The organism is Burkholderia sp. COPS (genome assembly GCF_019425585.1).
GTDB classification, from domain to species: Bacteria; Pseudomonadota; Gammaproteobacteria; order Burkholderiales; family Burkholderiaceae; genus Burkholderia; species Burkholderia cepacia.
The window spans coordinates 16,312-28,737 of record NZ_WIXR01000036.1 but is presented as its reverse complement, the minus strand read 5'-3'; the positions used below and the strand labels follow the sequence as shown (position 1 = coordinate 28,737).

The following is a 12,426-nucleotide window of genomic DNA, read 5'->3' as shown; positions in this document are numbered from 1 at the left end:
CGACTTGTTTTGAAATTTGACACCCTCGTCCATGGCGAAAACCGCATCCCCAGGCGCCACGCCGCCCGGCAATGGCACCGAACCGTTGCCGGACAATTATGAGATGGCGCTCGCGGAGCTCGAGACGCTGGTTGCCCGGATGGAAGGCGGCGCGTTGAGCCTCGAGGATTCACTGACGGCATACCGCCGCGGTGCGACCCTCGTTGCGTTTTGCCAACAGCAGCTTGAGAAGGTGGAACAGCAGGTTCGCGTGCTCGACGGCGCGACGCTGAAGCCGCTTTCGTCCGGAACGGCCGCCACGGACGGCGAAGACGACGATCTATGACATTCGAACAATGGATGCGGTCCGTGCTTGACCGTGTCGAGGACGCACTCGGCCACTATTTGCCCGCTGAAACCGCGGTGCCGGTGAAACTCCACGAGGCGATGCGCTACGCGGTCCTCGGCGGCGGCAAACGCGTTCGCCCGCTGCTGTGCCATGCAGCAGGCGAACTGACCGGCGCGACGGAAGCGGCGCGCAATGCGGCGGCGGCGGCACTGGAGATGATCCATGTCTACTCGCTCGTGCACGACGACATGCCGTGCATGGACGACGACGCACTGCGTCGCGGCAAGCCGACCGTGCACGTGCAGTACGACGAGCCGACGGCACTGCTGGTCGGCGACGCGCTGCAGTCGCAGGCGTTCGTCGCGCTGACCGATGCCGCTGCGCTGTCGCCGGTGCAGCAGGCCGCGCTCGTGCGCGAGCTGGCGCTGGCGAGCGGCTCGATCGGCATGGCCGGCGGGCAGGCGATCGACCTGGCGAGCGTCGGCCTCAAGCTGACGCGCGAGCAGCTCGAGACGATGCACCGGATGAAGACGGGCGCACTGCTGCGCGCGGCCGTGCGGATGGGCGCGCTGGCCGGCGAGACGCCGTCGGCGGAAACGATGGCGGCGCTCGATGTGTACGCAGGGGCCGTGGGTCTGGCCTTCCAGGTCGTCGACGACATTCTCGACGTCACGACCGATTCGGCGACGCTCGGCAAGACGGCCGGCAAGGATGCGGCGAACGACAAGCCGACCTACGTATCGATCCTCGGCCTCGAGGCGTCGCGCGAGCTCGCAGCACAGCTGCGCGCCGAAGCGCACGACGCGCTGAAACCGTTCGGCGCACGCGCTCAGCGTCTCGCCGAACTTGCCGACCTGGTAGTGAACCGGGTCAGCTGACGCGAAAGCCCGCCGCCGCGCACATGCTACGGTGCGTGCAACAGAATGCGGGCGCGTTTGATTTCCTACAATGGAACGACGATGTACGACTTGCTGAAAACCATCGACGACCCGGCGGACTTGCGCCGCCTCGATCGTCGCCAACTTCAACCGCTCGCGGATGAACTGCGCGCGTTCGTGCTCGACAGTGTGTCGAAGACGGGCGGCCATTTGTCGTCCAACCTCGGGACGGTCGAGCTGACGATCGCGTTGCACTACGTGTTCAACACGCCGAACGATCGCATCGTCTGGGACGTGGGGCACCAGACCTACCCGCACAAGATCCTGACGGGGCGTCGCGACCAGATGCATTCGCTGCGTCAGCAGGACGGCATCTCGGGTTTCCCGCGCCGTTCGGAGTCGGAATACGACACGTTCGGCACCGCGCACTCGAGCACGTCGATCTCGGCCGCGCTCGGCATGGCGATCGGCAGCCAGCTGAACGGCGACGACCGCTTCTCGATCGCCGTGATCGGCGACGGCGCGATGACCGCCGGCATGGCGTTCGAGGCGATGAACAACGCGGGCGTGTCGGAAGACGCGAAAGTGCTCGTGATCCTCAACGACAACGACATGTCGATCTCGCCGCCGGTCGGTGCGCTGAATCGCCATCTCGCACGCCTGATGTCGGGCCGCTTCTACGCGGCTGCGCGCGCGGGCGTCGAGCGCGTGCTGAGCGTTGCGCCGCCGGTGCTCGAACTCGCACGCAAGCTCGAGGAGCACGCGAAGGGCATGGTCGTGCCGGCCACGCTGTTCGAAGAGTTCGGCTTCAACTACATCGGCCCGATCGACGGTCACGATCTCGATTCGCTGATCCCGACGCTGCAGAACATCCGCGAATTGCGCGGCCCGCAGTTCCTGCACGTGGTGACGAAGAAAGGCCAGGGCTACAAGCTCGCCGAAGCCGATCCCGTGCTCTACCACGGCCCGGGCAAGTTCAATCCGGCCGAAGGCATCAAGCCGTCCGCCACGCCCGCGAAGAAGACGTACACGCAGGTGTTCGGCGAGTGGCTGTGCGATGAAGCCGAGCGCGACACGCGCGTCGTCGGCATCACGCCCGCGATGCGCGAAGGCTCGGGCATGGTCGAGTTCGAGAAGCGCTTCAAGGATCGCTACTACGACGTCGGCATCGCCGAGCAGCACGCGGTGACGTTCGCCGGCGGCCTCGCGACCGAAGGGCTCAAGCCGGTCGTCGCGATTTACTCGACGTTCCTGCAACGTGCGTACGATCAGCTGATCCACGACGTCGCGCTGCAGAACCTGCCGGTCGTGTTCGCGATCGACCGCGCGGGCCTCGTCGGCGCGGACGGCGCGACGCATGCGGGCGCGTACGATCTCGCGTTCATGCGCTGCATTCCGAACATGACGATCATGGCCGCATCCGACGAGAACGAATGCCGCCAGATGCTGCACACGGCGCTGCAACAGCCGAACCCGACCGCGGTGCGTTATCCGCGCGGCGCGGGTACGGGCGTGGCGACGGTGAAGGAGTTCACCGAGATCCCGCTCGGCAAGGGTGAGGTGCGTCGCCACACGTCGCAGCCGGAAGGCAAGCGCGTCGCGATCCTCGCGTTCGGCACGATGGTCGCACCGTCGCTTGCCGCCGCCGAGGAACTCGATGCAACCGTCGCGAACATGCGCTTCGTGAAGCCGGTCGACGCTGCGCTCGTGCGTGAACTCGCCGAGACGCACGACTACCTCGTCACGGTCGAGGAAGGCTGCGTGATGGGCGGCGCGGGCTCGGCCTGCGTGGAAGCCCTGATGGAGAGTGGGGTTATCCGACCCGTACTACAATTGGGCCTCCCTGACCTGTTCATCGATCACGGCGACCCCGCGAAGCTGCTGTCGCAATGCGGCCTCGACGGCGCGGGTATCGCGAAATCGATTCGCGAACGCTTTCTGAATCCGGCGGCCGATGTCGCCGGTCAGGCGAAGCGCGTCGCATAAGCTGGCGCCGCCCGCGGGCGGTGCCGGTGCGACTGACGCGACCGGTCTTCATTGATGCGGAAAACATGGGCCTGCGGGCCCATGTTGCTTTTCCGGCTGCCGCATGACGCGGCGTGCGCGTCATCGAACGCGCGGCTTACAAGGATTGAACAAGATGAACCAGATGAATCCCGCCTTCGTGATGCCCGACGTGCAGAGCACGGTGGATACCCGCCAGATTCCGATTCAGCGCGTGGGCGTGAAGGCGGTCCGGCATCCGTTGACGGTGTGTACCGAAGGCGGCGACGTGCAGCCGACCGTCGGCGTCTGGAATCTCGACGTCCGCCTGCCGGCCGACCAGAAGGGTACGCACATGTCGCGCTTCGTCGCGCTGCTCGAAGAGAATCGCGCACCGCTGACGGTCGAGCGTTTTCGCGCGATGCTCGCGTCGATGCTCGAGAAGCTGGAAGCCGAGGCGGGCCGCATCGAGGTCACGTTCCCGTACTTCGTGAACAAGACGGCGCCGGTGTCGGGTGTGCAGAGCCTGCTCGACTATGAAGTGACGCTCGCGGGCGAAAGCCGCAACGGCGACACGCGCCTGTTCCTCAAGGTGCTCGTGCCGGTGACGAGCCTGTGCCCGTGCTCGAAGAAGATCTCGCAATACGGCGCGCACAACCAGCGCTCGCACGTGACGATCGACGCGGAGCTCGCGGCCGACCTGCCGGTCGAGGCACTGATCCGCATCGCGGAGGAAGAGGCGTCGTGCGAGCTGTGGGGCCTGTTGAAGCGTCCGGATGAGAAGTTCGTCACCGAGCGCGCATACGAGAACCCGAAGTTCGTCGAGGATCTCGTGCGCGACGTCGCGCAGCGTCTCGACGCGGACGAGCGCGTGGTCGCGTATGTGCTCGAAGCCGAGAACTTCGAGTCGATCCACAATCACAGCGCGTATGCATTGATCGAGCGCGACAAGCGGCAGGCTGCATAACGCTGCGTCGTTTTGCCGCGCCGATGAAAAAGGCCGCTCGTATGAGCGGCCTTTTCGTTTGTCGGTGTGGCGTTGTGTCGCGGGGCGTCGCTCAGCGTGCGAGCGACGCGAGATCCCAGCGCGGCTTCACCGTGAAGGCGTAGTCGGCATTCGCCTGCTCGGGCCAGCGGCCGAGCCGCAATGCGCCCGCGAGCGCGATCATCGCGCCGTTGTCGGTGCAGAGCGCGAGGTCGGGGTAGTGCACGTCGAAACCGCGCTTGGTCGCGGCGGCCGACAGCGCGGCGCGCAACTGGCGGTTCGCGCCGACACCGCCCGCGACCACGAGGCGCTTGAGCTTCGTTTTCTTCAGCGCGGCGAGCGACTTCGCGACGAGCACGTCGACGGCCGCGTCGACGAAGCCGCGCGCGAGGTCGGCCTTTGCGCGTTCGAGCGCAACGCCCTCCAGCTTCGCCGCTTCGAACTTCTTCATCTGCGTGAGCACGGCCGTCTTCAGGCCGCTGAAGCTGAAGTCGAGATCGCCCGAATGCAGCATCGGGCGCGGCAGCACGACCGCACCCGGCGTGCCGGTTTCGGCGAGCTTCGAGACTTCCGGGCCGCCCGGGTAGCCGAGGCCGATCAGCTTGGCCGTCTTGTCGAATGCTTCGCCGGCCGCGTCGTCGAGTGTTTCGCCGAGCGTCTCGTACACGCCGACGTCGGTCACGCGCATCAGTTGCGTGTGGCCGCCCGACACCAGCAGGGCGACGAACGGGAACGGCGGCGGCTCGTCGACGAGCAGCGGCGACAGCAAGTGGCCTTCGAGGTGATGGATGCCGACGGTCGGCTTGTTCCAGGCAAGCGCGAGCGCATTCGCGATGCTCGCGCCGACCAGCAGCGCGCCAGCGAGGCCGGGGCCCTGGGTGAACGCGATCGCGTCGATGTCGTCGCGGCGCGTGCCGCTTTGTGCCATCACTTCCTCGAGCAGCGGCAGCGCGCGGCGGATGTGGTCGCGCGACGCGAGCTCGGGCACGACGCCGCCGTACTCGCGGTGCATCGCGATCTGCGAATGGAGCGCGTGCGCGAGCAGGCCGCGCTGCGTGTCGTAGAGCGCGAGGCCGGTTTCGTCACAGGAGCTTTCGATGCCGAGAACGAGCATGGGTGCGGGGCAGGGCGCGCCGTATCGAGCGCGCCGCAGGAAGGTCAACGTAACCCGAAATTATAGCAGGCGGGGGTAGGTCGCCGCCGCAGGCAGCCCGGGCCGGAGGCCGGGCGGGTACAATCCGCGCCATGGAAACTTATGACATCGCCGTGATCGGCGCGGGCGCCGCCGGGATGATGAGCGCCGCGGTTGCCGGGCAGCTCGGCCGCCGCGTCGTGCTGATCGACCACGCGCCACGGCTCGCCGAGAAGATCCGCATCTCGGGCGGCGGCCGCTGCAACTTCACGAATCTTTACGCGGGCCCCGACAACTATCTGTCGGCGAATCCGCATTTCGCGCGCTCGGCGCTGGCGCGCTATACGCCGCGCGACTTCCTCGGGCTGCTCAAGCGCCATCATGTGACCTGGCACGAAAAGCACAAGGGCCAGCTCTTTTGCGACCACGGCAGCGACGCGATCATCGACGCGCTGAAGCACGAGTGCGACGCGGGCGGCATCGCGTGGCGCAGGCCCGTCGTCGTCGACGCGGTGCGCCACGCGCCGGCCGACGGCTTCGCGCTCGACACGCAGCAGGCGGGGACGATCGGCGCGCGCGCACTGATCATCGCGACCGGCGGCCTGTCGATTCCGAAAATCGGCGCGACCGACTTCGGTTACCGGCTCGCCAAGCAGTTCGGCCACAAGCTGATCGACACGCGGCCCGCGCTCGTGCCGCTGACGTTCGCGCAGCAGGACTGGGAGCCGTTCGCGGCGTTGTCCGGTGTATCGCTCGAAGTGCGCGTTTCGACCGGCGACAAGAAGCGCGGCGGAGAATTCGTCGAGGACCTGTTGCTGACCCATCGCGGCCTGTCCGGGCCAGGGATCCTGCAGATTTCGAGTTACTGGCAGCCGGGCGACCCGATCCGCGTCGATCTGTTGCCGCAACGCGATACGGTGGCCGACCTGCTCGACGCGAAGCGCACGTCGAAGCGCCAGATCGGCTCGCTGCTCGCGGACTGGGTGCCGTCGCGCCTTGCGCATGCGTGGCTCGACACGCATCGTGTCGCGGCCGACGCGCGGCTCGCGGACCTGCCCGACAAGACGCTGCGCCAGATCGGCGACGCGCTGTCCGGCTGGACGCTGACGCCGAACGGCACCGAGGGCTACAAGAAAGCCGAAGTGACGAAGGGCGGGGTCGATACGCGCGACCTGTCGTCGGCGACGATGATGAGCGCGCGTGTGCCGGGGCTGTTCTTCGTCGGCGAGGCGGTGGACGTGACGGGCTGGCTCGGCGGCTACAACTTCCAGTGGGCGTGGGCATCCGGCACGGCGGCCGGGCAGGCTGCCGCGGAGTATTCGCGTGGCGCCTGACATGCCGGGCCGACGCCGTTTTGGCGGGACCAGGCCCCGTGCCTTTGGGCAATCGCTCTGCTATACTCGGTAGTCTTTCCCTGCAAACCTTTATTCGTGTCGGATCATGACGATCATTCGCGTTAAAGAGAACGAGCCGTTCGAAGTTGCAATGCGTCGCTTCAAGCGCACGATCGAGAAGAACGGGTTGTTGACCGAACTTCGCGCGCGCGAGTTTTACGAGAAGCCGACCGCGGAGCGCAAGCGCAAGAAGGCGGCAGCGGTGAAGCGTCATTACAAGCGTATCCGCAGCCAGACGCTGCCGAAGAAGCTGTACTGAACGATTGGGCGCCGCGCGGTTCGCTGAGCGGCGCACCGGCGACTCCGCGCGATCGGGCGATCGCGGAAGATCGAGCATGATCGTGCGACCGATCAGGCGAGCCGCCGATGCCGGATTCGAGCAACCCGCTTGAGACACAGTCCCAAGCGGGTTTTTGTGTTGACGCCCGTATGGCGGGCGTCGGATTCACGTTTCCTTCCCGGGTGAAAGATGAGTTTGAAAGAGCAGATCAGCGAAGACATGAAGGCCGCGATGCGCGCGAAGGAAAGCGAGCGCCTGGCAACGATTCGCCTGCTGATGGCCGCGATCAAGCAGCGCGAAGTCGACGATCAGATCACCCTCGACGACGCGGGCATCACGGCCGTGATCGACAAGATGATCAAGCAGCGCAAGGATTCGATCAGCCAGTTCCAGGCCGCCGGCCGTGACGACCTCGTCGCGAAGGAGCAGGCGGAACTGGTCGTGCTGAGCGGCTACATGCCCGAGCAGCTGTCGGAGGCCGAGGTGGCCGCTGAAGTCCAGGCCGCGGTCGCGCAGACGGGCGCCGCGGGCCCGCAGGACATGGGCAAGGTGATGGGCGTCCTGAAGGGCAAGCTCGCCGGCCGTGCCGACATGACGGCCATTTCCGCACTGGTCAAGGCCGCGCTTTCGAAGTAACACCTGTCTCCCCGGCGCGCGCGGTGCGTGCGCCGGGGTGTCGTATTGTCTTTTTTCGCTCGATCCCACGGTGATTCCGCATTCGTTCCTGCAGGATTTGCTGAACCGCGTCGATATCGTCGACGTGGTGGGCCGGTACGTGCAGCTCAAGAAGGGCGGCGCCAACTTCATGGGGCTGTGCCCGTTCCATAACGAGAAAAGCCCGTCGTTTACGGTCAGCCCGACCAAGCAGTTCTATCACTGCTTCGGCTGCGGCGCGCACGGCACGGCGATCGGCTTCCTGATGGAACACGCGGGTCTCACGTTCCCGGAAGCCGTGCAGGAGCTCGCGCAGTCGGTCGGCCTGACCGTACCGCACGAGCCGTCGATGCGTGGCGGCGGTGGGGGCGGAGGCGGTGGCGACTATCCGGCGCCGGTGTCGAAATCGGTTGCGACCGCGCTGTCCGATGCAATGACCGCCGCGTGCGACTACTACCGCAAGCAGTTGCGTGGCGCGACCGTCGCGATCCAGTACCTGAAAAACCGGGGCCTGACCGGCGAGATCGCCGCGCGCTTCGGGCTCGGCTATGCGCCGGACGGCTGGCAGAACCTCGAGGCAGCATTCCCCGACTATCGCGACGAGTCGCTCGTCGAGTCGGGGCTCGTGATCGTCAGCGAGAAGACCGATGCGCAGGGCGTCGCGCGCCGCTACGACCGGTTCCGCGAGCGGATCATGTTCCCGATCCGCAATGTGAAGGGGCAGGTGATCGGCTTCGGCGGCCGCGTGCTCGGCAGCGGCGAGCCGAAGTACCTGAACTCGCCTGAAACCCCGTTGTTCAACAAGGGGAGCGAGCTGTACGGCCTGTTCGAGGCGCGGCTCGCGATTCGCGAGCGCAAGTACGTGCTGGTCGTCGAAGGCTACATGGACGTCGTCGCGCTCGCGCAGCTCGGGTTCCCGAACGCGGTCGCGACACTCGGCACCGCGTGTACGCCGATTCACGTGCAGAAGCTGCTGCGCCAGACCGATACGGTCATTTTCAGTTTCGACGGCGATTCGGCCGGGCGGCGGGCGGCCCGGCGCGCGCTCGAGGCATGCCTGCCGCATGCCGGCGACAACCGTACGATCCGGTTCCTGTTTTTGCCGGCCGAGCACGATCCGGACAGCTACGTGCGCGAATTCGGCGCGGATGCGTTCTCCGAACAGGTCGAGCGCGCGATGCCGCTGTCGCAATTTCTGCTGAACGAAGCAATTGCCGGCAAGGCGCTCGATCAGCCGGAAGGCCGCGCGAAGGCGTTGTTCGATGCGAAGCCGATGTTGCAGGCGCTGCCCGCGAACGCGTTGCGCGCGCAGATCATGCACATGTTCGCCGACCGCCTCGATATCCCGTTCGAAGAGGTCGCGGGGCTGTCCGACGTCGATACGCGGATCGCGGCACCGCCGCGCCAGGCGCCCGCACGCAGCGAGCGGCGCCGCGTGACGGACAGTGAAAAGCGTGCGTTGCGCACGCTGGTGATGCATCCGCGCATCGCGTCGCAGCTCGACGATGAACAGCTTGCGACCCTGCGTGCGTTGCCGCGCATCGGCGAACTGTTCGCGGAGGTCGTCGATCATGCCCGCGCGCTGGGCGACGGCGCGGAGTTCCGGCTGCTTTCCGATGTCCTGCGGACGTCCTCGAATGGAGCGACTTACGAGGAAATCTTCCGCGAAATTCTGGACTATGATGAAAACGTCCGCGATTTGCTGTTACAGAATCCGGAAGACGAGACGGTGCCCGAGCGGCAGCGTGAGCAGGAACGGATCGCGGGGGAGGAGTTGCAGGCCGCGGTGCTCAAGATGCGTTACGACGCTTGCTGCGACCGGCTTGACAGGCTGGCGCGGCAATCCACCTTCACACCCGAGGAATTGGCCGAATTGACGGAATTGAACCAGCAGCGAACCGACATGAAGCGTCGGCTCGGGCTGTAGGCGGCCGGGGAGCTTAGAGAGGGTTCCCCAGCGTGCTATAATATAAGGTTTCCAGCGGTTTGTTTTCCAAGCAAAGGCGAGAATCGCGATGGCAAAGACGACAGGCGGAAAGAAAGCAACAGGCAAGGGCTCGACGGAGCCGACCAAGAAGGTCACAGCGGCCAAGTCTGCTTCTTCCACCAGGACAACGTCTTCAGCCACGTCAGCCCCAGCAGGAAAAAAAACCGCGGCCGGCACTGCTCAGGCTGCGCCGGCGCCGGCAGCCAGAACACGGGCTGCCGCCAGACCCGACTCCGGGCCGGCCAAGCCGGCGGCGAAGCGGGCAAGTGCGAAAAGCGCAAGGGACACGACTGCCGCCGCGGACGAAACGGCAGTACGTACTACTCATGCACCCACGGTTCAACCGGCTGTCGTCCAGCAGCCGCGAGTCGATATAGCCGGTACGGCGAACTCCATGACCAAAAAGCTGAACGAAGTATCCGTCGAAGACGACGCAAATCAGAGCGACGAGCAGCCCGCAGCAGCAGCGGCTGCACCGGGCAAATCCAAGGTGCGCGACCGTCGCGCCAAGGAAAAGGCGCTGCTGAAGGAAGCGTTCGCGACGAGCACGCCGGGTACGGCCGAGGAGCTCGAAGAGCGCCGCGTGAAACTGCGCGCGCTGATCAAGCTCGGCAAGGAGCGCGGCTTCCTCACGTACGCCGAAATCAACGACCACCTGCCGGACAACTTCACCGAGACCGAAGCCCTCGAAGGCATCATCGGCACGTTCAACGACATGGGCGTGGCGGTCTACGAGCAGGCGCCGGACGCGGAAACGCTGCTCCTGAACGACAACGCGCCCGCCGCGTCGTCGGACGATGAAGTCGAAGAGGAAGCGGAAGTCGCGCTGTCCACCGTCGATTCGGAATTCGGCCGCACGACCGATCCGGTCCGGATGTACATGCGCGAAATGGGCACGGTCGAGCTGCTCACGCGTGAAGGCGAAATCGAGATCGCGAAGCGGATCGAGGACGGCCTGCGCCACATGGTGATGGCCATCTCCGCGTGCCCGACGACGATCGCCGACATCCTCGCGATGGCCGAACGCGTCGCGAACGAAGAGATCCGCGTCGACGAGCTCGTCGACGGCCTGCTCGATCCGAATGCTGCGGACGCCGCCGATACGGACGGCTTCTCCGCGAAGGAAGCGGAAGCCATCGAGAACGAGGACGAGGAAGCCGAAGAGGAAGAGGAAGAAGAGGAAGAGGAGGAAGATGACGGTGCCGCACAGGCATCGGCCAACGCCGCCCAGCTCGAAGCTCTCAAGCGCGCGTCGCTCGAGAAGTTCTCGCAGATCAGCGAGTGGTTCGACAAGATGCGCCGCGCGTTCGAAAAGGAAGGCTACAAGTCGAAGGCCTACCTGAAGGCGCAGGAAACGATCCAGACCGAACTGATGACGATCCGCTTCACCGCGCGTACCGTCGAACGCCTGTGCGACACGCTGCGTGCGCAGGTGGACGAAGTGCGTCAGGTCGAACGCCAGATCCTGCACATCGTCGTCGACAAGTGCGGCATGCCGCGTTCGGAATTCATCGCGCGCTTCCCGGGCAGCGAAACCGACCTCGACTGGGCCGAGAAGATCATGGCCGAAGGCCATTCGTACAGCGCGGTGCTGTCGCGTAACATTCCGGCGATTCGCGAACAGCAGCAGCGCCTGCTCGACCTGCAGGCGCGTGTCGTGCTGCCGCTGAAGGACCTGAAGGAAACCAACCGCCAGATGGCGGCCGGCGAACTGAAGGCGCGCCAGGCGAAGCGTGAAATGACCGAGGCCAACCTGCGTCTCGTGATCTCGATCGCGAAGAAGTACACGAACCGCGGCCTGCAGTTCCTCGACCTGATCCAGGAAGGCAACATCGGCCTGATGAAGGCGGTGGACAAGTTCGAATACCGTCGCGGCTACAAGTTCTCGACCTATGCGACGTGGTGGATCCGCCAGGCCATCACGCGCTCGATCGCGGACCAGGCGCGCACGATCCGTATTCCGGTTCACATGATCGAGACGATCAACAAGATGAACCGCATCTCGCGGCAGATCCTGCAGGAAACCGGTCTCGAGCCGGATCCGGCAACGCTCGCCGAGAAGATGGAGATGCCGGAAGACAAGATCCGCAAGATCATGAAGATCGCGAAGGAGCCGATCTCGATGGAAACGCCGATCGGTGACGACGACGATTCCCATCTCGGCGACTTCATCGAGGACACCAACACGGTCGCGCCGGCGGATGCCGCGCTGCATGCGAGCATGCGCGACGTCGTGAAGGACGTGCTCGATTCGCTGACGCCGCGCGAGGCGAAGGTGCTGCGGATGCGCTTCGGTATCGAGATGAGCACCGATCACACGCTCGAGGAAGTCGGCAAGCAGTTCGACGTCACGCGTGAACGGATCCGTCAGATCGAGGCCAAGGCGCTGCGCAAGCTGCGTCACCCGAGCCGTTCCGACAAGCTGAAGTCGTTCCTCGAAGGGAACTGATTTCCAGCGTCTCTCCTGCGAACGCCGCCGGTATCCGCGTGATGCCGGTGGCGTTTGTCTCCTTTGTTGTTACAATGCCGGCCCGGCTTCTTTGCCGGGGCAGCGTGTGACACGCTTCGATTCTTTTCAGGGCTTGTAGCTCAGCGGTTAGAGCAGTCGACTCATAATCGATTGGTCGCGGGTTCGAACCCCGCCGGGCCCACCAGATTTCATGCGCGCGCTCGCGCCGCATGCCGAGAACCCGCGATGGCTTCATGCGTCGCGGGTTTTTCTTTGTATCGACGCGTGCCGCGATCAGGAAAGTACCGAGAGGGTGCCGCGCCGCTGTCAATCGAAGTATGCTGTAGCGCGGCCGT

General features: G+C 65.5%; 10 protein-coding genes and 1 tRNA gene. 10 read left to right on the top strand and 1 reads right to left on the bottom strand.

Features of this window, described 5'->3' with window-relative positions; all coding sequences use genetic code 11:
* Positions 1–31 precede the first annotated feature (31 nt).
* The 4 genes from FOZ70_RS27295 to folE2 all read left to right on the top strand — a co-directional run bounded on the left by FOZ70_RS27295 (position 32) and on the right by folE2 (position 4,156).
* Positions 32–325 carry an exodeoxyribonuclease VII small subunit gene (locus FOZ70_RS27295; RefSeq protein WP_011355806.1) on the top strand — a complete coding sequence of 98 codons (294 nt, stop codon included), beginning with the start codon at positions 32–34 and terminating at the stop codon, positions 323–325.
* Complete coding sequence (locus tag FOZ70_RS27290) at positions 322–1,206, top strand: polyprenyl synthetase family protein (RefSeq protein ID WP_042975833.1); 885 nt, start codon at positions 322–324, stop codon at positions 1,204–1,206. Before FOZ70_RS27295 ends, FOZ70_RS27290 begins: the two co-directional genes overlap by 4 nt.
* An 81-nt stretch (positions 1,207–1,287) precedes the next feature.
* Positions 1,288–3,192 carry a 1-deoxy-D-xylulose-5-phosphate synthase gene (gene dxs / locus FOZ70_RS27285; protein WP_021160852.1) on the top strand — a complete coding sequence of 635 codons (1,905 nt, stop codon included), beginning with the start codon at positions 1,288–1,290 and terminating at the stop codon, positions 3,190–3,192.
* Positions 3,193–3,346: 154 nt separating this feature from the next.
* On the top strand, positions 3,347–4,156 hold the full coding sequence (folE2, locus tag FOZ70_RS27280) for a GTP cyclohydrolase FolE2 (RefSeq protein WP_021160853.1): 810 nt from the start codon (positions 3,347–3,349) through the stop codon (positions 4,154–4,156).
* A gap of 91 nt (positions 4,157–4,247) precedes the next feature.
* Here folE2 and tsaD read toward each other — a convergent pair whose 3' ends face one another.
* On the bottom strand, positions 4,248–5,288 hold the full coding sequence (gene tsaD / locus FOZ70_RS27275) for a tRNA (adenosine(37)-N6)-threonylcarbamoyltransferase complex transferase subunit TsaD (protein WP_042975834.1): 1,041 nt from the start codon (positions 5,286–5,288) through the stop codon (positions 4,248–4,250).
* A gap of 131 nt (positions 5,289–5,419) precedes the next feature.
* Between tsaD and FOZ70_RS27270 the strand changes: the two genes are divergently transcribed.
* The 6 genes from FOZ70_RS27270 to FOZ70_RS27245 all read left to right on the top strand — a co-directional run bounded on the left by FOZ70_RS27270 (position 5,420) and on the right by FOZ70_RS27245 (position 12,275).
* Entirely contained in the window at positions 5,420–6,640 is a 1,221-nt protein-coding gene (locus tag FOZ70_RS27270; RefSeq protein WP_111996884.1) for an NAD(P)/FAD-dependent oxidoreductase, read from the top strand.
* Positions 6,641–6,746: 106 nt separating this feature from the next.
* A complete protein-coding gene (gene rpsU / locus FOZ70_RS27265) occupies positions 6,747–6,959 on the top strand; it encodes a 30S ribosomal protein S21 (RefSeq protein ID WP_006479415.1) in 213 nt (70 codons plus the stop codon).
* Between the two features lie 210 nt (positions 6,960–7,169).
* A complete protein-coding gene (locus FOZ70_RS27260) occupies positions 7,170–7,616 on the top strand; it encodes a GatB/YqeY domain-containing protein (RefSeq protein ID WP_021160855.1) in 447 nt (148 codons plus the stop codon).
* Between the two features lie 70 nt (positions 7,617–7,686).
* Entirely contained in the window at positions 7,687–9,561 is a 1,875-nt protein-coding gene (gene dnaG, locus FOZ70_RS27255; RefSeq protein ID WP_059554647.1) for a DNA primase, read from the top strand.
* An 88-nt stretch (positions 9,562–9,649) separates the two neighbouring features.
* Entirely contained in the window at positions 9,650–12,070 is a 2,421-nt protein-coding gene (rpoD, locus tag FOZ70_RS27250) for an RNA polymerase sigma factor RpoD (protein ID WP_081052572.1), read from the top strand.
* Between the two features lie 129 nt (positions 12,071–12,199).
* Positions 12,200–12,275: transfer RNA gene (locus FOZ70_RS27245), tRNA-Ile, on the top strand.
* The last annotated feature ends 151 nt before the right edge of the window (positions 12,276–12,426 follow it).

Excerpts from the sequence above, each read along its gene's own strand:
- FOZ70_RS27295 (WP_011355806.1), top strand. The coding sequence starts at position 32 with ATGGCGAAAACCGCATCCCCAGGCGCCACGCCGCCCGGCAATGGCACC.
- FOZ70_RS27290 (WP_042975833.1), top strand. The coding sequence starts at position 322 with ATGACATTCGAACAATGGATGCGGTCCGTGCTTGACCGTGTCGAGGAC.
- dxs (WP_021160852.1), top strand. The coding sequence starts at position 1,288 with ATGTACGACTTGCTGAAAACCATCGACGACCCGGCGGACTTGCGCCGC.
- folE2 (WP_021160853.1), top strand. The coding sequence starts at position 3,347 with ATGAACCAGATGAATCCCGCCTTCGTGATGCCCGACGTGCAGAGCACG.
- tsaD (WP_042975834.1), bottom strand. The coding sequence starts at position 5,288 with ATGCTCGTTCTCGGCATCGAAAGCTCCTGTGACGAAACCGGCCTCGCG.
- FOZ70_RS27270 (WP_111996884.1), top strand. The coding sequence starts at position 5,420 with ATGGAAACTTATGACATCGCCGTGATCGGCGCGGGCGCCGCCGGGATG.
- rpsU (WP_006479415.1), top strand. The coding sequence starts at position 6,747 with ATGACGATCATTCGCGTTAAAGAGAACGAGCCGTTCGAAGTTGCAATG.
- FOZ70_RS27260 (WP_021160855.1), top strand. The coding sequence starts at position 7,170 with ATGAGTTTGAAAGAGCAGATCAGCGAAGACATGAAGGCCGCGATGCGC.
- rpoD (WP_081052572.1), top strand. The coding sequence starts at position 9,650 with ATGGCAAAGACGACAGGCGGAAAGAAAGCAACAGGCAAGGGCTCGACG.